A 20,187-nucleotide genomic window follows, 5' to 3' on the forward strand; every position below is an offset into this window, starting at 1 on the left:
GGGGCGTACGCCCGGATGTGAACTCCGGACGTCACGCCGTGGTACGGAACGACGACGGCCAGTACGCGCTCTGGCCTGGGGACTTGACCCTGCCCGGCGGGTGGCGGCAAGTCTACGGCCCGGACGGGCGGGCGCAGTGCCGGGCCTGGGTGGAGCGGAACGGGCGGGCCGCACCGGAGCGCGCCGCCCGCGCCGCCCGGGCCGGGTTCGCGGACACCGCGCACGGGCTGTTCCGCGCCCGGGCCGCGCACGACCCGGAAGCGGTCGCGGTGGTGGGGGAGGAAGGCACGCTGAGCTACCGCGAGCTGGACGCCCGCAGCGACCGGCTGGCGGCCGCGCTGCGGGCCCGGGGGGTGGTGCCGGAGCAGGTGGTGCCGGTCTGCCTGGGGCGCGGGGTGGAGCTGGTGGTGGCCTGGCTGGGGGTGCTCAAGGCGGGCGGGGCGTTCCTGCCGCTGGACCCGGCGCATCCGCAGCGGCGGCTCGCCGGGCTGGTGGCGGACTCCGGGGCACGGGTGGCGGTCACGGACGGTCGCGCATTCGACGGGGTGGAGCGGGTGGGGCCGGACGACGGTGCTCCGGACGAGCTCGCCCCGGCCGATGCCACCCCCGACGACCTCGCGTACCTGATCTACACCTCCGGCACCACCGGCCGCCCCAAGGGCGTCCCGGTCACGCACCGTTCACTGGTGTTCACCCTGGACCGGGTCATCCACGCCTACGGCCTCGCCCCGGGCGAGCGGGTGCTCCAGCTGGCCGCGCTCGGCGCCGACACCGCGCTGGAGCAGGTGTTCTCGGCGCTGCTCGCCGGGGCGACGGTGGTGCTCGGCGGCCGCGACACCTGGGCGCCGACCGAGCTGGTCCGCCGGCTACCGGGGCTCGGCCTGGCCGTCGCCGACTTCACGCCCGCGTACTGGCACCACGTGCTCGACCTGTTGCCGCCCGGCGGCCCGGCCCCGGCCGGGCTGCGGCTGGTGGTGGTCGGCGGGGACGTGGTGCACGCCGACGACTGCCGGGCCTGCGCGGAGCGGCTGCCCGGGGTGCGGCTGCTCAACGCGTACGGGGTGACGGAGGCGGCCGTCACCTCCCTGCACTGCGAGGTCACCCCGGAGCTGCTGGACTCCCCGGCCGCGCCGGTGCCGATCGGCCGCCCGCTGCCGGGGGTGCGGGTGCACGTGCTGGACGGGCGGCTGCGCCCGGTGCGGCCCGGTGAGCGGGGCGAGATCCACCTGGGCGGGCCGGGCCTCGCCCGGGGCTACTGGGAGCAGCCCGGGCTCACCGCCGAGTCGTTCCCGCCCGATCCGTACGCGCCGCTGCCCGGCGAGCGGATGTACCGCACCGGCGACGCCGGACGCTGGCGGGCCGACGGGCAGCTGGAGATCCTCGGGCGCTTCGACGACCAGGTGAAGGTGCGCGGGCACCGGGTCGACCCGGCCGAGGTCGAGGCGGTGCTGGCCGCCCACCCGGCGGTGCGGCAGGCCCGGGTCGCGGCCGACGGCAGCGCGCCGGACGGCAGCCGCCTGCTCACCGCCTACTACACGCTCGGCGACCGGGCGGTGCGGCCGGAGGGGCTGCGGGCGTTCCTCACGGAGCGGCTGCCGGAGTACCTCGTCCCGGCGGAGTTCGTCGCGCTGGAGGCCATGCCGCTCACGGCGGCCGGGAAGATCGACCGGCGGTCGCTGCCGGACGCCCCGGTCCGGGCCGACGCCGCCCCGGCCGCACCCGCACCCGCGCCCACGTCCGCAGTGGAGCCGGGTGCGGCGGAACCGGGTGCGGCGGAACCGAGCGCCGTCGAGGACGCCGTCGGACACCTCTGGGCGGAGCTGCTCGGCGCCGAACTCGTCGGCCCCGATGCTGACTTCTTCGCCCTCGGCGGCACCTCGCTGCTCGCCATGGAGATGCTCGCCCGGGCCCGGATGATGTTCGGCCTGGACGTCGGCCACGTCCGCACCCTCACCCGGGCGCTGCTGCGCTCGCCCGTGCTGCGCGACTTCACGGCCGCCCTCCAGGCCGCCCGCACCGGCGGCGGCCCCGGCGGTGGCGGCCCGGCCGACACCGCCGTGGACTGGTACGCCGAGGCCCGACTCACCCACGCCGTCCGGCAGTCCTGGAGCCCCGCGCCCTCCCGGGCCGAACCCGCCGAGATCCTGCTCACCGGCGCCACCGGATTCTGCGGCGCCCACCTGCTGCACCAGCTGCTCGCCACCACCCACGCCCGGATCCACTGCCTGGTCCGCGCGCCCGACCAGGAGCACGCCCTGGAGCGGCTACGCGCCACCCAGCAGCGCTTCCTGCGCCACGACCTGACGGACGCCCGGGTGGTGCCGCTGGTCGGCGACCTGGCCACCGAGCGGCTCGGCCTGACGGAGCGCCGGTTCGACTGGCTGGCCGACCACCTGGACGCGGTGTACCACCTCGGCGGCCAGGTCAACTTCCTCTACCCGTACCACCAGCTGCGCGCGCCCAACGTCGGCGGCACCCGGGAGGTGGTCCGGCTCGCCGGGCACAGCCGGGGCGTGCCCGTGCACTACGTCTCCACCCTCGCGGTGCTGGCCGGCTTCGGCGCGGCCGGCGTCCGCGAGGTCACCGAACGCACCCCGCTCGCCCACCCCGAACGGCTCGGCGTCGGCTACGTGGAGAGCAAGTGGGTCGCCGAACAGCTGCTGCACAACGCGGCGGCGGGCGGACTGCCGGTCACCGTGCTGCGCACCAACGACGTCACCGGGGACCTCACCACCGGGGTGATGAACACCGGTACCGAACTCTGCGCGCTGATCAAGTACTTCGCCGACAGCGGCAGCTGCCCGGACGTCCGGCTGCCGTTGGACTTCGTCCCGGCCGACCGCTTCGCCCGGGCGCTCGCCCACATCGCCGCGCACGCGCCCGCCGACGGCGAGGTCTACCACCTCACCTCGCCGAACCCGGCCGGGCTCCCCGACCTCGCCGACCGGCTCCGGGCGCGCGGCCACCGGATCGCCGAACTCCCCTACCGGCACTGGGTGCAGCGGCTGGTCCGGTTCGCCGCCGGGCACCCGACCCACCCGATCACGCCGTTCGTCCCGCTGTTCGTCGACCGGGCGCCGGACTCCCGGCTGTCCATCAGCGAGCTGTACTTCCAGCCGGTGTTCCCCCGGTTCGACCGGTTCAACGCGGAGGCGGCGCTGGAGGACAGCGGCATCGAACTGCCGGACGTGGACGCCGGGTTGCTGGACCTCTACCTGGCCCGGCTGGCCGACGAGGGGTTCCTGTGACCCGGACGGTGCCCGACTTCGACGCCCTCGACCTCCGGCACGCCCCGGCGGACGGGCCGGTGGCCTTCGGCGGCGTGCTCGGCCCGCGCCAGCTGCTCGCCGCCTACCGGCACGGACTCTTCCCGCTGCCCGCCGCCGACGACTACGCGGCCGCCTACAACGAGGCGCTGCACGGGGACGCCGTCGACGCCGGTGAGGTGGCCCTGCTGCCCGGCGGGGCGGACCCGTACGCCCTGGCGTGGTGGTCACCCGACCCGCGGCCGGTGCTGCGCCCCGGGGCCGTCCGGCTGCCCCGCCGGCTCGCCCGGCGGCTGCGCGGCGCCGTGGAGTGGTGGACGACCGCCGACCGGGCCTTCGACGCGGTCCTCGCGGCCTGCGCCGAGGGGCGCCGACCGGCCTGGCTCACCGAGGAGTTACGGGCGGTGCTGATCGAGCTGCACGGGCTCGGCGCGGCGCACAGCGTCGAGGTGTGGGAGGGGGAGGAGCTGATCGGCGGGGTCTTCGGCGTGGCCGTCGGCCCGGCGCTGAGCCTGGACTCGATGTTCCACCGGCGCCCGGACGCCGCCCGGATCGCCGTCGCCGACCTCGGAGCCCGGTTCGGCGCCGCGGGCGGACGACTGCTCGACGCCCAGTGGGACGGGCCGTACGTGCGCAGCCTCGGCGCGCAGCCGACGGAGCGCGCCCGCTACCTCGCCGAGCTCGCCGGGGGCCCCGCGGCGGATACCCTGCCGGACGGTCGCCTGCCTGCCGCGCGGCTGGCCTGACCTGCGGGACAAGGGTCGGCCCGGCAGTCCGTTGGCCTGTCTTCGACAAACTTATTCCTCGTCAGTAACATGACGCCGCGTGTTCAAACCCTCGATAGGCAGGGCCGCGCCCGCAGCCCTGCTCACCCTCATCCTCGCCGGAACGGCCGCGTGCGGGCCCACCGGCTCCGGCAGCACCCCGCAGGCCGCCGTCGAAGCGGCCGCCACCAGCAACGCCGACACCGGCGCCACCGCCGCCGGGGGCAGCCCGGCGGGCGGCACCCCCGCCTCCGGCGCCCCCCACGCCCGGGCCGGCACCCCGGCCGCCGGCCGGCCGACCCCGGTCTCGGGCACCGGCAACGTCACGGTGGCGCCGGCCGGCGACCAGCAGGCCGCCATCGGCACCCCCGGCAAGGACGGCGGCGCGGTCACGGCCGCGACCAAGGCGCTCCAGCTCACCGCGTACGACCCGGGGAAGGGCACGGCCGTGCTCACCTCCTCCGGTGCGACGGCCGCGCCGAGTGCCGCGCCGAGCGCCGCGCCGACGGCCTCGGCGAGTGCTGCGCCGAGCGCCTCGTCGACCGCTTCGCCGACCGGCTCGCCGAGCGCGAGCACGAGCACGAGCGCGGCCCCCTCGGCCTCCGCCACCGCTGCTGCCGCCGCTGTGCAGCCCGGCCAGCTGATCGCCAGCCCGCCCACCGCCGCCGCCCCGCAGGGCGCCCTGGTCGCCGTCACCGGCGCCACTCCGGGCACGGGCAACACCGTCAACCTGACCACCCGCCCGGCCACCCTCTCCGAACTCCTCGGCGGCACCGAGGCGGACGGCCAGGTGCCGATCGACGTGCACGGCATCCAGGTCACCCCGCTGGTCAAGGACCTCAAGGCGACCGCCGGCATCGACGGCAACGGCGTGAAGGCCGACGCCTCCGGCACTCTGGGGATCGACGTCAAGGCCCCGGTCCCGCTGCCGGCGGGCGCGAGCCTGGACGCCTCCGGCTCCCTCCAGCTGCACCCGGCCGTCCACTTCGCCTACCACGGCGCGCAGGCCACCAGCCCGCGCACCGCCTCGATCGGCTTCGACCTGGGCGCCCAGGCGCACTGGAAGGTCACCGGCGACGTCGCCCGCAACACCGGTGCGGCGCCGATCCGGGTCCCCTTCGCCAAGCTGCAGGCCAGCCCGGTGCTGACCGTCGCCGGTCTGCCCGTCGTCGTCAACCTCGGCCTCACCTGCTACCTGGAGGTCAGTGCCGACGGCCAGGTCCACCTGGAGACCGAGCAGGACGCCACCGGCACCTGGGCCGTGCGCGCCGACTACACCGGCGGCAAGGGCTGGACCCCGGTCACCAGCGCCGACACCAAGGTCTCCCCGGTGCACGTCCGCCTCAACGGCAAGGCGTCCGTGCGCGCCGCCCTCGGCGTCCAGGCCAGCGTCGGCCTGTACGACACCGTCGGTGTCGAGGCCGCCGTCGCCCCCTACCTCAGTGCCAAGGCCGACGGCTCCCTCGCCGTCGACCTGCCCGGCAACGGGCCCGAGCTGAAGGGCAGCTGGGCCCTGGTCGGCGGCGTCGACCTGAACGGCGCGCTGACCGCCCACCTCAAGGTCTTCGGCACCCCGCTGTTCGAGAAGAGCCTGCCCTTCCCGCCCTTCCACAAGGAGTGGCCGCTGCTGACCGGCTCGGCCACCCTGCCGGCCACGAAGCCCAGCGGCAGCTGACGCGCCGCCAGAGCGTCGAGGACCCCCGGCCGAGCCGCTCGGCCGGGGGTCCTCGCGTCCGCCGGAGCGGGAGCACTCAGGGCGGGAGCACGTCGACGGTCTGCGGCCCCGCCGCCGACACGCATCCGCCCCGGATTCCCCTACTCTTCCTCCATGCTGTCTGTGGTGGTGGCCCCCTGGGAGGGCCGGGCGGAGCCGGTATTCCTGCGCGCGCCGGACGAACTGCACGACGCCGCGAGCACGATGAAGGTCGCGGTGCTGGCGGCGCTGGCCCGCGGCGGGGTGGACCTCGACGCCGAGGTGCCGGTGGTGAACCGCTTCGAGTCCGTGGTGGGCGGGGAGTTCGGCAACGATCCCGACTGGGACAGCGATCCGCTGCCCTGGGAGCTGCTGGGCACCCACGTGCCGCTGCGGCTGCTGGCCGAGCGGATGATCACCCACTCCTCCAACCTGGCCACCAACCTCTGCCTGGCCCGCACCGACCAGCGGACGGTGGCCGAGGTGTGGCGCCGGGCGGGGGCCACCCGCAGCTCCAGCCCGCGCGGGATCGAGGACTACGCGGCGCGCGCGGCGGGCGTGCACAACCGGGTGAGCGCCCGCGACCTCGTCCGCCTGCTGCACTCGCTCGCCGACGAGCCGGAGTTGCTGGCCCTGCTCGAACGCAACGACTTCCGGGTCGACCTGGCGGCCGGCCTCCCGCCGGGGATCCGGATCGCGTTCAAGAACGGCTGGGTGCCCGGCGCCCGGCACTGCGTCGGCCTGGTCCACCCGTACGACTGCCCGCCGTACCTGATCGCCGTCTGCTACACCGGCCCGCTCGCCGACGGCACCGACCGCACCGACCCGGCGGCCCGGCTGCTGGCCCGGGTCTCGCGGGCGGTGTGGCAGCGGCGCCGGGAGATCACTCGTTGACCGCGGGCATCGGCGCGCCGTCCGGGTGCCCTGCTCCGTACCCCGCGCGGGCGCGACTCCCGCGCGGGGTACCGAGGCGGCGTCCGGGGGCGGCGTCCGGGGACAGCGGCATCAAGCTGGGCTCGGGCGGACTCAGTACGGCTTGACGAGCACGTGGGCGGCGCCCGGGATGCCGATCTTGAGCAACTCGTCCTCCTCCGGGGTGGTCGGCGTGCCGGTCTCCTGCTTGAGGACGGCGCGGGAGAGCGACTGGACCCACATGGCGCGCGGGCGGCGGCGCTCCTCCCAGGCGGCGAGGGCGGCCGGGACGTCGGCCGCGGCGTCGAGGCTCTCGGCGAGGACGAGGGCGTCCTCGACGGCCATCGCGGCGCCCTGGGCGAGGTGCGGGGTGGAGGCGTGGGCGGCGTCGCCGGCGAGGACGATCCGGCCGACGTGCCAGGGCTCCTCGACGGTGACCTGGGAGATCCGGGAGTGGACCACGGCGGTCGGGTCGGTGACCTGGGCGAGGGCCTCGGCGATCGGGCCGCCGAAGCCGGCCAGCCGCTCCCGGAGCTGCTCGTGGGCGCGGTCCGGGTCCGGGCGGAAGTCCTCGGCCTCGGCGAACACCGAGCCCAGGTACATGAGTTCCTCGCTGATCGGGGTGAGCAGCGCCTTGGCCTTCAGGTTGCCGGCGGACATCACGACGCCCTTGACCTCGGGCGAACGCGGCAGTGTGACGCGCCAGTTGGCGAAGCCGGTGTACTCGGGGGCGTACCTGTCGCCGTACAGGTGCCGGCGCAGCGGGGAGCCGATGCCGTCGAAGCCGACGACCAGGTCGTAGCGGCCGACGTGGCCGTCGGTGAGGGTGACGTCGACCCCGGTGCCGTCGTCCGCCACCGAGGAGATGGTGGTGCCGAAGCGGACGTCGGCGCCGGCCGCGGTGGCGGCGGCGGCCAGCACCCGGGCCAGGGCGGGGCGCGGTATGCCGTTGTTGGAGGGGGCGTCGCCCATCCGGGGCTGGGGGATCTGCGCGAGGGTGGTGCCGGCCGGGTCGCAGATGGTCAGCACCTCCCACTCGAAGCCGACGGCGAGGCACTCGTCGAGCACGCCGATCTCGCGCATCACGTGCAGGGCGTTGGACGGCTGGATGATCCCGACGCCGAGGGCCTCCAGCTGGTCGCGCAGTTCGGCGACCTCGACGTGGTGGCCGCGCCGGGCGAGGGCGGTGGCGAGAGTGAGGCCGCCGATGCCGCCGCCGTGGACGAGGACGCGCAGGGGTGTGGTCATGGGGTGACTCCGGTACGGGGGAAGGGGCTCAGCCGACGGGGGCGGCGGCGAGGTCCATCAGGTGGTCGACCAGGGCGAGCAGCAGGTCGCGGCCGAAGCCGCGCTCGCGCACGTCGCCGATCAGCATCGGGACCTGCGGGTCGAGGTCGAGGGCGGCCCGGATCTCCTCCGGGGTGCGGGTGTTGTGGTTGTGGAAGCAGTTGATGGCGACCACGAAGGGGATACCCCGGCTCTCGAAGAAGTCGATCGAGGCGAAGCTGGTGTCGAGCCGCCGGGTGTCGGCGATGACGATGCCGCCGAGGGCGCCGTTGACCAGGTCGTTCCACATGAACCAGAAACGTTCCTGCCCGGGCGTGCCGAACAGGTACAGCACCAGCTCGGGGCTGACGGTGATCCGGCCGAAGTCGAGGGCGACGGTGGTGGTGTCCTTCTGGTCGACACCGTCCAGGTCGTCGACGCCGACGCTGGCCGTGGTCAGGTACTCCTCGGTGCGCAGCGGGGCGACCTCGCTGACCGCGCCGACCAGGGTGGTCTTGCCGACGCCGAAGCCGCCCGCGACCAGGATCTTGACCGCGGCGGGAGCGGTGGCGGGGGCGGTGGCGGGGGCGGTGGCGGAGTGGGTCGTGGGGGAGTGGGTGGCGGAGTGGGGCGTTGCCATGTTCAGAGTCTCCGGAGTCCTTCGCGTACGGCCGTGAGGAGGCCGAGGTCCACGCCCCCGGCGGCGCGGGCCACCGAGAGCGGTGCCCGGGCCTTCAGCAGGCCCTGGGCGATGAGGTCGCCCAGGAGGATCTTGGTGACCGAGACCGGGAGGTCCAGGCCGGCCGCGATCTCGGCGACGGCGGCCGGGCGGCGGCAGCGGTCGAGGATCAGCCGGTGCTCGGGCTGGAGGCCGCGGGCACCGGCGCGGCTGCCCCGCGCCAGGGCCGCCTCGGCCTCGTCCTCGGCCGTGGTGAGCACGGTGATGAGGGTGAGGTCGTCGCGCTCGGGCGCGGTCCGGCCGCGGGTGATGGTGTACGGGCGGACCATGACGCCGGTCTCGTCCTCGGCGTACGGTTCCTCCAGTTCGCTCCAGTGCGGCGTCCGGCCGCGGGCCCGGGGGTCCTCCTCGCCGGTGTGCGGCCCCACCCCGGTCAGCCCCGGTTCCGGGAGGCGAAGACGTCGAAGGACGCGGGGGCGCCCTCGGCACGGACCGGGGTGGTGAGCTTCTGGCCGACCTGCTGCACCAGGGTGTGCATGGCGACGGACATCACCTCGGCGTCGACCTCCTGGGAGGCCACCACGGCCAGGTGGGTGCCCTGGGCGGCGGCGATGACGAACAGCCAGCACTCGGCGAGCTCGACGATCACCTGGTGCACCGGGCCGCCGTCGAAGAGCTGGCCGACGCCCCGGGCGAGCGACTGCTGGCCGGTGGCCACGGCGGCGAGGCGCTCGGCGTCGGCGCGCTCGATGGTGCGGGAGTGGCTGACCACGAGGCCGTCGTCGGAGAGCAGGACGGCGTTGCGGGTCCCGGGCACCGAGTCGACGAGTCCGTCCAGCAGCCAGTCCAGGTCCTGGTGGGTGGCGGTCGTGCGGTTCATGGCTGGTCATCCGTTCGTGTGGTTCGGGGTTCCACGGCCGGCGGGGCCCAGGGGGTGGGCGCGGGCGCGGAGGCGGGGGGACCGGCGGGCGGGTCGGGGGGAGCCGGCGTGGCGGTGGTGCGGGCGGGCAGCGGGTGTTCGCCGCTGTCCTGGGCGCGGGCGGCGCGGGACTGGCGCTGGAAGGCGCCGATGGTGGCGCCGGAGCGGCGGACGGGGCGTTCGGCCCGCTCGGGCATTTCGACGCGGCCCGCCTGCTGGAGCGGGGCACCGGCGGGCTGTCCGGCGGCCGGGTCTACCCACTCCTGCCGGGTCGGCGGCGGCACCCGCAGCTCGGCGGCCAGGCTGGCCTGGCGGACGCGCTGGGGCAGCGGCGGCTGGCCTCCCTCGACCTGGCTCACCGGCACGGCGGAGGGGTACTCGCGGGTGCGGCGCCGCTCGGCCAGCCGGTAGTGGTCGGCCGGGCGGTACTGCTCGTCGGCGTACGGGGCCTCGGCCTCGGTGACCCGGGCGTAGGCGATGTCCGGGTAGACGATGTCCGGATAGGCGGGGGCCTCCGGCGCGGGGGTGGGGCCGGAGACGGGCTGCGGCTCGGCCGGGACGACCGCGTAGGCCGGGGCCGGGTCGGCGGGGGAGCTGTGCTGGATCGGCTGCTCCGGGAGCGCGGGCTGCTGGAGCGCGGGCGGTGAGAACGCCGGTTCCGGGAACGTCCGTTCCGGGAACGCCGGTTCCGGGACGGCCGGTTCCGGGACGGCCGGGGCGGCGCACCGCACCGGCGCGCCGGCCCCGCCGGTCGTGCCGACCACGCCCACCGTGCCGACCACGCCCACCGTGCCCGCCGTCTCGCCCGGCAGCTGCCCGAAGGCGTCCACCGGGGCGACCGGCGGCCCGGCCGTGACCGCCGCCGGCGCCGCCTCGTCGGAGGCGGAGCGCACCGCCCGGCGGGAGCGCCGGACCAGCGGGATGGGCTCGACGGGGGCGGCGTCCGGGAGCCCGGCGTCGCCGTCGATGACGAGTTCGTCCGGGATGAGCACGACCACCCGGGTGCCGCCGAAGGCGGACGGCCGGAACTCGATCCTGAGTCCGGTGAGCGAGGCGAGCCGGGCGACGACGTGGAAGCCGAGCCGGATGTCGTCGGCGCGGGCGAGCACGTCGGTGCGCGGCGGGCGGCTCATCAGCTCGTTGGCCGCGTCGTACTGTTCCGGGTCCATGCCGAGGCCGCGGTCCTCGATCTCGACCGCGAGGCCGCGGCCGACCATGGCGGCCCGGACCTCGACCGGGGTGGGCGGCTTGGAGAAGGTGGTGGCGTTCTCCATCAGCTCGGCGAGCACGTGGGCGACCGGCCCGACGGCCCGTTCGGAGAGCCACGGGTGGCCCTCGACGTCGATCATGATCCGGCGGTAGTCCTGCACCTCGCCCTGGGCGGAGCGCAGCACGTCCAGCAGCGGGACGGGCTTGCGCCAGCGCCGCTGGGGCTGGCCGCCGGCCATGATGACGAGGTTCTCCTCGTAGCGGCGCAGGCGGGCGGTGAGGTGGTCGAGGTCGAACAGGCCCTCCAGGACCTCAGGGTCCTCGTGCTTGCGCTCCAGTTCGTCGAGCTTGCGCAGCTGGCGGCCGATCAGCAGCTGGGTGCGGCGGGCGATGCGCTGGAGGAGGCGTTCGAAGCCGCGGTGCTGGTCGGCCTGCCGGACGGCGGCTTCCAGGGCGGAGGCGCGGGCCAGGTTGAGGGCCTGGCCGAGGCGGGCGAGCTCGTCGGTGCCGTTGCCGTGGGCGCCGGTGGTGACGGCGCGGCTCTCGGCTTCGGCGTCGACCTGTTCGCCGCGGCCGAGGCGGTCGACCACCTCGGGCAGGGTGCGCTCCATGTCCTCGGCCTGGGTGTGGAGTTCCTTGATCCGGCGGCGCAGCGAGCGGCTGATCCGCCAGGAGGCGATGACGACCGCGATGACGGTGATCAGGCCGACGACGGCGGTCAGCACGACACGGGTGAGCAGGCCGAGGATGGTCCCCTTGCCGACCTCGACGATGGCGCTGGTGCGGGCCTCGATGGCCTTGACCAGCTGGGGGTTGAGCTGGTCGACGGCCTGGCGCCACTGGTCCTGGGCGGCGGGCAGTCTGACGGTGCCGTTGGAGTCGGCGGCGGTCGGCCGGGTCAGCTGCTGCTCGACGGCGGTCTTGGCCTGCCAGGCGGGGCTGTTCATCAGGTCGTGCCAGGCGGCGGCCTCGCCGTCCGGGACGTACGGGATGACCTGGACGGTGAACAGGTGGTCCTGGGCGCCGATCAGCTGCTGGATCTGCTGGTATTCGGCGGTGCTGAGCCGGCCGGTGGGCCAGCCGCGGGCCAGGACGGCGTCCTCGCGGGCGAGCATCTCCTTGGCCCAGAAGGAGTTGACCAGGGTCTTGGAGACCCAGGTGACCTCGCCCGCGTCGACGTGGCTGAGCGCGGTGAACAGCCGCAGGTCGACGGCGATGAGGTCGGTGTAGTAGGTGAAGACGGCCTGCTGGTCGACGGCGCCCTTGTCGACGGCGGCCCGTTCCTCGGCCAGCTTGCCCAGGGCCTGCCGGGCTTCGGCGACGGCGGTGCGGACGTCGTCGGGGGCGTTGTCGGCGGTCTCGCCGGACAGCGCCTGGAACTGGCGCACCGCGTCGTCGGTCAGCTGCCGCTGGTGGCGCAGCTGGTCGGTGTTGCCGCCGGGCCGGGCGAGCGCCTCGGCGCTGAGCCGGCGCTCCTCCTGGAGGTTGTAGTAGACGATGTTGGACGGCTGGCCGGCCTTCTGGGCGAGCATGCCCTGGGCGGCCTGGCGCTGGAAGTCGAAGACGGTCTCACCGCTGGTCACCGCCCAGAGCGCGACCAGGGCGAGGCTGGGGACGACGGCCAGGACGAGCAGCGCCGTCCGCAGGGACAGGCGTGGACGCCTGCGGGGGGTCTTCGGCGTCCGGGGCCGCCGATTCGCACGCGCGCGCAGAGCAGACTCCTTGGGGCTGGCGGCCGACCGGTGAGGGGCTGGCCGTCCGGGCACGGGCTTTCACGGGCTTCTTGTACGGGCTTTTTGACGAAGCGATACTAGTCATATCGTGTGATTGGAGTGAAAGCCTGTTCGCCACCTGGGTGGTGCTTGTGCACCAGCTCGACACAATGTCACCCGCACGTTGACGGTTTGTGCCCGAAGCAGCCGGGTTCGGACCTGCCTGACACAGTGTCGGCCCGGCCCGCGGCCGCTGGATGGCCGCCGTGTGAAAACTGTGTGACGCCCCGTCCGGCAGCCCCAGCCGGCCCGGGCCTGCCTCAGCGAGGGCTGAGCAGCCGCGACCGCGTCGACTCCAGCTCCGCCGCCAGCACCCGGCCCGCCGCCACCGGATCGCCCTCGTGCAGCGCCCGGACGAGCTCCGCGTGCGAGGCGTACCCCTGGTTCGGGTCCCCCTCGCGCAGCCCGAGGAGCCCGACCAGGGCGACCAGGTGCTCCCGCAGGACCGGCGCGAACTGGGCGAAGAGGTCGTCCAGGACGGGGTTGTGGGCGGCGGCCACGATCGCCGTGTGCAGGGCGATGTCGGCGTCCACGAAGGCCGCGTCATCCGCCCCGCCGGCCGCCAGCCGGGCGGCCAGGGCGGTGTCGACGGCGGCGAGGTCGGCCTCCGTGCGGCGCTCGGCGGCCAGCCGGGCGGCCTGCACCTCGACCATCGTCCGCACCTCGTAGACGTGCGCCAGCTCGGCGGTGCGCAGTCGGGTGGCCCAGTCCCCGACGGTCGGGCGGTCGGCGGTCACGAACACCCCGGCGCCCTGGCGGGCGTGCACCATCCCGGCCGCGGCGAGGGTGCGCAGCGCCTCCCGGACGGTCGAGCGGCCGACGCCCAGCTCCTTGGCGAGTGCCACCTCGCCGGGCAGCCGGCCGCCGACCGGCCACTCGCCCGACCGGATCCGCCGCTCGATCAGCGCGGCGGCCTGTTCGGCGAGGGGGGAGGGGCGGAGCGGGAGCATCGTCGTCACCTGTCAGGTTGTCTGAGGACTTCTGTCATGGTTACTCTACCCGGCATGCAGTCGTGGAGCGCTCTCCTTCTCGGTGGCCGCAGCGGGGCGTGACCGTGACCGGCACCCCGCTGCGGGGCGCCGTCCTGCCGGTCTCCGGAACAACCCGTTCCGGTACCCGAGTCGAGGACCCCGAGGACACCCGATGCGATTCCCGACCCTGCACGCCCCCACCGGCCCCACCCCGGCCGGCGCCCCCGCCTGGAACCCCCAGCGCGGCGGCGCCATGCCCTCCCACCGCTACCGCCCCGCCCACGAGCGGGTCCACGTCCCCGCCCTGCTGCGCCGCTGGCCCGGCCGCAGGATCGAGCGGGCCCCGCTGTGGGTGCCCGTCGACCTGCGCGACGGCAACCAGGCGCTCGCCGAGCCGATGGACCCGGCGCGCAAGCAGCGCATGTTCGACCTCTTCCTGGCCATGGGCTTCAAGGAGATCGAGGTCGGCTACCCCTCCGCCAGCCGCACCGACTTCGACTTCGTCCGCCGGCTCGCCGAAGCGCCCGGGGCGCTGCCCGAGGACGTCACCGTGGTCGTCTTCACCGCCGCCCGGGCCGACCTCATCGACCGCACCTTCGAGGCCGTCCAGGGCCTGCCGAACGTCGTCGTCCACCTCTACACCGCCACCGCGCCGCTGTGGCGGGACGTCGTCCTCGGCAAGGACCGGGCCGAGCTGAGGGCGCTGATCACCGCGGCGGCCGAACGGATGGCCCGGCTCGGCGAGGGCCGGGACGGCCTGCGGTTCCAGTTCTCGCCCGAGGTGTTCAACCTGACCGAGCCGGACTACGTGCTGGAGGTCTGCAACGGCCTGACCGAGCTGTGGGACGCGAGCCCCGACCGGCCCGTCGTCCACAACCTGCCGGCCACCGTCGAGATCGCCACCCCCAACGTCTACGCCGACCAGATCGAGTACGTGGACCGGCACCTGGCCCGGCGCGACTCCGTCATCCTCTCCGTCCACCCCCACAACGACCGGGGCACCGGCGTCGCCTGCGCCGAACTGGCCGTGCTGGCCGGCGCCCAGCGGGTCGAGGGCTGCCTGTTCGGCAACGGCGAGCGCACCGGCAACGTCGACCTGGTCACCCTGGCGCTCAACCTCCACACCCAGGGCGTCGACCCGATGCTCGACCTCTCCGACATCGACACCATCCGACGCACCGTCGAGCACTGCAACCGGCTCCCGGTGCACGAGCGCCACCCCTACGCGGGGGACCTGGTGCACACCGCCTTCTCCGGCACCCACCAGGACGCCATCAAGAAGGGCTTCGCCCAGCACGCCAGGACGGCCGCCGAACTCGGCCTGCCCGAACGGCAGGCGCCCTGGTCGGTGCCGTACCTGCCGATCGACCCGGCCGACCTCGGGCGGGACTACGAGGCGGTGATCCGGGTCAACAGCCAGTCCGGCAAGGGCGGTATCGCCTATCTGCTGCAGACCGCGGCCGGACTGGAGCTGCCCCGGCGGCTGCAGATCGAGTTCGCCAGGGTGGTCCAGGAGGCGACGGACGACAGCGGGCGGGAGGTGACCGGCGAGGAGCTGTACGCGCTGTTCCGGGCCGAGTACCTGGACGCCGGCGCCGCCCGGACCTGGCGGATCGACGGCGACCGGGCGGAGGTGGACGGCCGCCCGGGCCGCGGCGCCGGGCCGGTGGACGCCGTCGCGGACGCGGTGGGGGTGGAGGTGCTCTCCTTCACCGAGCACAAGGTCGGGGGCAGCCCCGACGCGATCGCCTACGTCGAGGCCCGGGTCGGCGGCGCGGTGGTCTGGGGCGTCGGCCGGGACGCCTCGGTGCTCACGGCCGGCGTACGGGCGGTGCTGAGCGCCGCCGACCGCGGGGCATCCGGAGGCGCCGTCCCCGGCACGGCCCCCCGCCCCGCCCGCGGCACGGTCCCCCGCCCCGCCCGCGGCACGGCCTCCGGACGCGGAAAGGCATGATGGGGCGATGAGTTCACCCCTTCCCGCACGAAGCATCGCGGTCGCCGAAGCGCTGGCGGCGGCCGGCGTCGCCGGTGAGATCGTCGTCCTGCCCGACTCCGCCCGTACCGCGGCCGAGGCCGCCGCAGCCATCGGCTGCAACGTCGGGGCGATCGCCAACAGCCTGGTGTTCAGCTGCGACGGCGAACCCCTTCTGGTGATGACCAGCGGCGCCCACCGGGTCGACACCGCCCACCTGGCCGCCGAGTTGGGTGCGAGCCGGATCACCCGGGCCTCCACCGACCAGGTCCGCGAGGCCACCGGCCAGGCCATCGGCGGCGTCGCCCCCACCGGGCACCCGGCGCCGCTGCGCACCGTCGTCGACACCGAGCTCCAGCAGTACGAGGTGCTGTGGGCGGCGGCCGGGCACCCGCACACCGTCGTGCCGATGACGTACCAGGAGCTGCTGGAGGTCACCGGCGGCACGGCGATGGCCGTCGTACCGCCCTCGGCGGCCGGCAGCTGACGGCTGACGGCTGAGGTCGTCACGGCCCACCGCCGTCCCGGCGGTGGGCCGTTGCCGTGCGGAGCGTCCCTGGGACGCCCGGGGAGCCCGGGCCGCAGGCGGCTCCCCGGACGGGCGGCGTCCCAGGGACGGGGAAGCGCTAGCGGGACGCCGTCAGCGGCTCCTAGCGTCGGTCGGGTCGAAAGCGGCCGGTCACGGACCGCGCACCTCACCCCGGGAGACCCCACCAGTGTTCACGTCATCGTTGTTCAAGCGCGCCGCAGTGGTCGCGGCTTCCGCAGGGCTCGCGTTCGTCGCGCTGGGCGGCACGGCCAGCGCCAGCTCCACGGCCGGCGACATCTCCATGTACGACAGCGGCATCGGCGTCAAGTGCGTCCAGATGGCGCTGAACGACTCGAACGTGCACGCCGGCCTGAAGGTCGACGGCATCTTCGGCCAGCACACCAAGGACGCCGTGATGCAGTTCCAGCGGACGAACACCGCCAAGGCGGGCTGGTCGCTCGACGTCGACGGCATCGTCGGCCACAACACCGGCTCCGCGATGATGGAGATCATCGTCCACAACGAGCACGACTGGGGCAACACCTGCTGGGAGAACATGCCCACCTGACGGGCCTGCCCCACTCCGCTTCCCCTCCCCCTCCCGCACTCAGTGAGGAATTCGTCAATGAAGCGCATCCCGGCCATCGTCGCCGCGATGTTCGCCGCGCTGCTCGCGGCCGTGCTCGTCGCTCCGGCCGCCCAGGCCGCGAGCTGGCCCCTCGTCCGCAACGGCGACCGCGGCGACAACGTCACGACGGTCCAGTACCTGCTGGCCGCCCGCGGCTTCGCGACCGGCGTCGACGGTGCCTTCGGCCCCGGCACCGAGGACAAGGTCAAGAGCTTCCAGAGCGCCAACGGCCTGACCCCGGTCGACGGCATCGTCGGCGGGGACACCTGGTCCAAGCTGATCGTCACCGTCCGCAGCGGCGACCACGGCGACGCCGTCAAGGCCCTCCAGGTCCAGCTGAACGCCCACGGCGCCGGCCTCGGCGTCGACGGTGCCTTCGGCCCCGGCACCGACGCCAAGGTGCGCAACTTCCAGCAGTCCGCGGGCCTGACCCCGGTCGACGGCATCGTCGGCCCGGCGACCTGGGGCGCCCTGCTCGGCGGTGGCGGCAGCACCGGTGGCTCCGGCGGCGGCAGCGGTGACAAGCTCACCCAGTCGCAGGCCGCCTCGATCTTCTCGGCCGCCGGCATCACCTGGTCCTCCTCGGGCAACTGCTCCGACCGCACCAGCAGCAGCTGCACCTCCTTCGACGGCCTGCGCCGCGCCTCGGCCGGCGGCGCCGTCAACTTCAAGCACGCCAGCAACTGCGCGGTGAACATCACCGGCGGCACCGAGACCGGCCACGCCAGCGGCACCTACAGCCACGGCACCGGCTACAAGCTGGACTTCGGCATGTCGAGCTGCATCACCGACTACATCCACGGCAACTTCTCGCACAGCGGCACCCGCGGCGACGGCGCCGACCTGTGGACCGCCCCCTCCGGCAACATCTACGCCAACGAGGGCAGCCACTGGGACGTCACCTTCATGAACTGACGCCCGCGGAGCGCCTCCTGCGAGGCGCCACGCAGGGGCAGGGCCACCGGACACCTCCGGTGGCCCTGCCCCGTTCTGCTCCCATGGCGCCGGGCGTCGTCCACGACGGCGGACACTGGGGCACGGGCCGCCCACCAGGCCGGTCCCTTCGCACGGTTGACGAGGAGCCGACGTGTCCGCCCTGCTCATCCTGAACTACGACGTCACCGACCCCGAGCGCCTGGACGCCTACCGCCGGGCCGCCACCCCCGTCCTGCTGGGCCCCGGGGAGCTGGTCGCCAGCACCGACCGGACGGTCCACCTGGGCGAGGGCGACCGCCCGCCCGGCGGCACCCACACCGTCGTGCTGCGCTTCGCCGACGCCGAACAGGCCCGCGCCGTCTACGAGTCGGAGGCCTACCGGGAGCTGCTGGAGGAGCGCCTGGCGGCCACCGTCCCGTTCGCGGCGATGATCGTGCCCGCCCGCTGAGGCCTCCGTCAGCGAAGCTGCTGCCGGGCGGCCTTCTTGGCCTCCGCCTTCGCCCGCAAGGCCACCGCCTTGGGGGAGTCGCCGTACCACCACCACGTGTACCCGGCGCTCGCCAGGAACAAGGCCACGAAGCCGAAGAAGAACGGATTGAGCGCAAAATGACCGCCGTTGGCCAGGCGGGAGAGGATCGAGCAGGTGAGGAGGATCGCGCCGATGAGCAGGGTGGACAGCGTCTTCTTGGTGCGGAGGTTCATGCCGCGCACTGTAGGGCCCCGCAGCGGTGTTGACCAAGTGTCACGACAGAACGGGGATACCGGGGCTGATCTGCTGAAATGCCGCCATTCGATCGGCGCGGACCCCTCCCCTCGGCCAGCCGGGGCGCCGCGTCGTACGCGCGCCACCGACAGTGCCGGTGGCGCGCGGGTTGCAGGCGGTGTCAGGGCGTACGAACCGGTTCCTTGCCGGCGGCCGGGGTGGTGCGCGGCGTCGGCGCCGCAGCCGGCCGGAGCAGGACGGCGCAGGCGAGGGCGGCCAGCAGGGCGAGCGAGGCCGCGACGATCAGGCAGAGCCGCAGGCCGTCCAGGAAGGAGCCGCTGAGGGCGGTCAGGGCCTGGCCGGTGGCGGGGCCGAGGTCCAGCCCGGCGACGGCGCCGAGCCCCTGTTCCCGGGCGACGTCGACGACGTGGCCGCCGACCCCGGCCGGCACCCCGGCGTCCGCCAGCCGCCCGGGCAGGGCGTCCACGGCCCGGGTGGTGAGCAGGGCGCCGAGGACGGCCGGGCCGAGGGCGCCGCCGACCTGGCGGAAGGCGTTGTTGCCGGCCGCGGCCATGCCGGCCAGGTGGTGCGGGACGGCGGAGACGGCGGAGGCGGTCATCGGGGTGAGGACGGCGCCCAGGCCGAGGCCGAGCAGCAGCAGCCGCCAGGCGATCGAGCCGAAGGAGGTGTGGGCGTCGAGGTCGGTCAGCGACAGCAGCGAGCCGGCCGTGACGACGAGTCCGCCGGTGATCAGGATCCGGGCGGACACCCGGTGCATCAGGCGCCCGACCGGCAGGCTGGCGGCCAGCGAAGCCCCCGTCACCATGACCATCCGGAAGGCCGCCTGGAGGGTGGTCAGGTGCTGCACCAGGCCGAAGTACAGGCTGAGCACGAAGAAGAAGCCGATCAGCCCCAGGAAGCTGATCATGGCGACCAGCGAGGTGGCGGTGAAGGCCGGGCTGCGGAACAGGGCGAGGTCGATCATCGGGCCGGCGCTGCGCCGCTCCACGGCCACGAAGGCGACCGCGGCGACCGCCCCCAGCACCAGGGCGGCCACCGTCGCGGGCTCCCCGAAGCCGTTGGCGCCGCCCTCGATGACGCCGTAGACCACGGCGGTGACGGCGACGGCCGCGCTGATCTGGCCCGGCCAGTCGAGCCGGCGGCCGTGCGGGGCGCGCGAGTCGGGCAGCAGGAAGGCGGCGACGCCCAGCACGATCAGCGACACCGGGACGGGCAGCAGGAAGATCCAGCGCCAGGCCACGTGCTCCAGCAGCACGCCCGCGATCAGCGGGCCCACGGCCAGCGAGGCCAGCAGGGACATCGCCCACAGCCCGATGAACCTGCCGCGCTCCCGGTGGTCGGGCACCGCGTGGCTGATCAGCGCCAGCGTGGTGGGCAGCAGGGCCGCCGCGCCGAGCCCGGAGGCGGCCTGCCCGGCCCACAGGGCCTGCACCGAGCCCGAGTTCACCGATATCGCCGCGCCGACGGCGCACAGCGCCATGCCCGCCTGGAACACCCGCTTGCGGCCGTGGACGTCACCCACCACGCCGGTGGTCAGGATCAGCGCGGCCATCGGCAGCACGAACGCGTCCGACACCCAGGACAGTTGGGCGGTGGACGCGCCGAGCGCCCGCTGGATCGCGGGCAGGCTCACCGACACGGTGGTGACGGGCAGGTAGGCGACGAAGACGCCCAGGCAGGCCATGACGAGGATGACAGCCCGTCCGGTCCTGGGGCCTTGCATCGTTGCGGAGTTCACGGAGGTCTTCCTTCGGCTGCGGAGGTGCCGTACGGGCACCGGCGGCGGTGAGGGCGCCGCCGTGTCCGGCGCGCGCCCGCTCACGGGCCGGGCGCACCGGCCGGGCCGCGCGGCCCGCACCGGCCACCGGTCGCCCGCGGAGCCGCCGACCAGCTTCGCCCCGACGGGTGCAGGATCCCCAGGCGATCCCGGGGGATGCGATGAAACCT

At 74.8% G+C, this 20,187-nt stretch carries 17 protein-coding genes and 1 pseudogene; 10 read left to right on the forward strand and 8 right to left on the reverse strand.

Going from position 1 to position 20,187, the window contains the following annotated elements; genetic code table 11:
* Positions 1-17: 17 nt before the first annotated feature.
* The 4 genes from ABTY61_RS07545 to ABTY61_RS07560 all read left to right on the forward strand — a co-directional run bounded on the left by ABTY61_RS07545 (position 18) and on the right by ABTY61_RS07560 (position 6,617).
* Positions 18-3,248, forward strand: a complete 3,231-nt coding sequence (locus ABTY61_RS07545) for an amino acid adenylation domain-containing protein (protein ID WP_350504243.1) — start codon at positions 18-20, stop codon at positions 3,246-3,248.
* On the forward strand, positions 3,245-4,012 hold the full coding sequence (locus ABTY61_RS07550; protein WP_350504001.1) for a leucyl/phenylalanyl-tRNA--protein transferase: 768 nt from the start codon (positions 3,245-3,247) through the stop codon (positions 4,010-4,012). The genes ABTY61_RS07545 and ABTY61_RS07550 overlap by 4 nt, the downstream gene beginning before the upstream one ends.
* 79 nt (positions 4,013-4,091) lie before the next feature.
* Positions 4,092-5,705, forward strand: coding sequence for a hypothetical protein (locus ABTY61_RS07555; RefSeq protein WP_350504002.1), 1,614 nt, complete (start codon positions 4,092-4,094; stop codon positions 5,703-5,705).
* Positions 5,706-5,858: 153 nt separating this feature from the next.
* On the forward strand, positions 5,859-6,617 hold the full coding sequence (locus ABTY61_RS07560) for a serine hydrolase (RefSeq protein WP_350504003.1): 759 nt from the start codon (positions 5,859-5,861) through the stop codon (positions 6,615-6,617).
* Positions 6,618-6,749: 132 nt separating this feature from the next.
* Here ABTY61_RS07560 and ABTY61_RS07565 read toward each other — a convergent pair whose 3' ends face one another.
* The 6 genes from ABTY61_RS07565 to ABTY61_RS07590 form a co-directional block, all read right to left on the reverse strand.
* Positions 6,750-7,883, reverse strand: coding sequence for an FAD-dependent monooxygenase (locus tag ABTY61_RS07565; RefSeq protein WP_350504004.1), 1,134 nt, complete (start codon positions 7,881-7,883; stop codon positions 6,750-6,752).
* A gap of 28 nt (positions 7,884-7,911) precedes the next feature.
* Complete coding sequence (locus ABTY61_RS07570; protein WP_350504005.1) at positions 7,912-8,541, reverse strand: GTP-binding protein; 630 nt, start codon at positions 8,539-8,541, stop codon at positions 7,912-7,914.
* 2 nt (positions 8,542-8,543) lie between these two features.
* Positions 8,544-8,909, reverse strand: a complete 366-nt coding sequence (locus ABTY61_RS07575; protein ID WP_350504244.1) for a DUF742 domain-containing protein — start codon at positions 8,907-8,909, stop codon at positions 8,544-8,546.
* 104 nt (positions 8,910-9,013) lie between these two features.
* The gene (locus tag ABTY61_RS07580; protein WP_350504006.1) at positions 9,014-9,460 is read right to left on the reverse strand and encodes a roadblock/LC7 domain-containing protein; all 447 of its coding nucleotides are present in this window, start codon (positions 9,458-9,460) and stop codon (positions 9,014-9,016) included.
* Entirely contained in the window at positions 9,457-12,291 is a 2,835-nt protein-coding gene (locus ABTY61_RS07585; RefSeq protein ID WP_350504007.1) for a sensor histidine kinase, read from the reverse strand. The genes ABTY61_RS07580 and ABTY61_RS07585 overlap by 4 nt, the downstream gene beginning before the upstream one ends.
* A 449-nt stretch (positions 12,292-12,740) precedes the next feature.
* Positions 12,741-13,430: a FadR/GntR family transcriptional regulator gene (locus ABTY61_RS07590; RefSeq protein WP_350504245.1), complete on the reverse strand. Its 690-nt coding sequence runs from the start codon at positions 13,428-13,430 to the stop codon at positions 12,741-12,743.
* A 193-nt stretch (positions 13,431-13,623) separates the two neighbouring features.
* Here ABTY61_RS07590 and ABTY61_RS07595 point away from each other — a divergent pair, with 193 nt between their 5' ends.
* From ABTY61_RS07595 to ABTY61_RS07615, 6 genes and pseudogenes are all read left to right on the forward strand, one after another.
* Positions 13,624-15,405 (forward strand): 2-isopropylmalate synthase, encoded by a 1,782-nt coding sequence (locus tag ABTY61_RS07595; RefSeq protein ID WP_350504008.1) that lies wholly within the window; start codon positions 13,624-13,626, stop codon positions 15,403-15,405.
* A gap of 7 nt (positions 15,406-15,412) precedes the next feature.
* On the forward strand, positions 15,413-15,910 hold the full coding sequence (locus ABTY61_RS07600; RefSeq protein WP_350504009.1) for a YbaK/EbsC family protein: 498 nt from the start codon (positions 15,413-15,415) through the stop codon (positions 15,908-15,910).
* Positions 15,911-16,139: 229 nt separating this feature from the next.
* Positions 16,140-16,520, forward strand: coding sequence for a peptidoglycan-binding domain-containing protein (locus tag ABTY61_RS07605; RefSeq protein WP_350504010.1), 381 nt, complete (start codon positions 16,140-16,142; stop codon positions 16,518-16,520).
* A gap of 87 nt (positions 16,521-16,607) precedes the next feature.
* A pseudogene (locus tag ABTY61_RS41955) lies at positions 16,608-16,847 on the forward strand (peptidoglycan-binding domain-containing protein); the annotation flags it as partial.
* Positions 16,848-16,859: 12 nt separating this feature from the next.
* Positions 16,860-17,495 (forward strand): peptidoglycan-binding domain-containing protein, encoded by a 636-nt coding sequence (locus ABTY61_RS07610; RefSeq protein ID WP_502895248.1) that lies wholly within the window; start codon positions 16,860-16,862, stop codon positions 17,493-17,495.
* A gap of 172 nt (positions 17,496-17,667) precedes the next feature.
* Complete coding sequence (locus tag ABTY61_RS07615) at positions 17,668-17,964, forward strand: DUF1330 domain-containing protein (RefSeq protein ID WP_350504012.1); 297 nt, start codon at positions 17,668-17,670, stop codon at positions 17,962-17,964.
* Positions 17,965-17,972: 8 nt separating this feature from the next.
* Here the strand turns inward: ABTY61_RS07615 and ABTY61_RS07620 are convergent, their stop codons facing one another.
* Entirely contained in the window at positions 17,973-18,218 is a 246-nt protein-coding gene (locus tag ABTY61_RS07620; protein WP_350504013.1) for a hypothetical protein, read from the reverse strand.
* Positions 18,219-18,400: 182 nt separating this feature from the next.
* Positions 18,401-19,963: an MFS transporter gene (locus ABTY61_RS07625; protein ID WP_350504246.1), complete on the reverse strand. Its 1,563-nt coding sequence runs from the start codon at positions 19,961-19,963 to the stop codon at positions 18,401-18,403.
* Between the last annotated feature and the right edge of the window lie 224 nt (positions 19,964-20,187).

It is taken from the genome of Kitasatospora sp. NPDC096128, assembly GCF_040303105.1.
Taxonomy (GTDB): Bacteria; Actinomycetota; Actinomycetes; order Streptomycetales; family Streptomycetaceae; genus Kitasatospora.

Coding starts and splice junctions, on each gene's coding strand:
- ABTY61_RS07560 (WP_350504003.1), top strand. CDS start 5,859: ATGCTGTCTGTGGTGGTGGCCCCCTGGGAGGGCCGGGCGGAGCCGGTA.
- ABTY61_RS07565 (WP_350504004.1), bottom strand. CDS start 7,883: ATGACCACACCCCTGCGCGTCCTCGTCCACGGCGGCGGCATCGGCGGC.
- ABTY61_RS07570 (WP_350504005.1), bottom strand. CDS start 8,541: ATGGCAACGCCCCACTCCGCCACCCACTCCCCCACGACCCACTCCGCC.
- ABTY61_RS07575 (WP_350504244.1), bottom strand. CDS start 8,909: ATGGTCCGCCCGTACACCATCACCCGCGGCCGGACCGCGCCCGAGCGC.
- ABTY61_RS07580 (WP_350504006.1), bottom strand. CDS start 9,460: ATGAACCGCACGACCGCCACCCACCAGGACCTGGACTGGCTGCTGGAC.
- ABTY61_RS07590 (WP_350504245.1), bottom strand. CDS start 13,430: ATGCTCCCGCTCCGCCCCTCCCCCCTCGCCGAACAGGCCGCCGCGCTG.
- ABTY61_RS07595 (WP_350504008.1), top strand. CDS start 13,624: ATGCGATTCCCGACCCTGCACGCCCCCACCGGCCCCACCCCGGCCGGC.
- ABTY61_RS07600 (WP_350504009.1), top strand. CDS start 15,413: ATGAGTTCACCCCTTCCCGCACGAAGCATCGCGGTCGCCGAAGCGCTG.
- ABTY61_RS07620 (WP_350504013.1), bottom strand. CDS start 18,218: ATGAACCTCCGCACCAAGAAGACGCTGTCCACCCTGCTCATCGGCGCG.
- ABTY61_RS07625 (WP_350504246.1), bottom strand. CDS start 19,963: ATGCAAGGCCCCAGGACCGGACGGGCTGTCATCCTCGTCATGGCCTGC.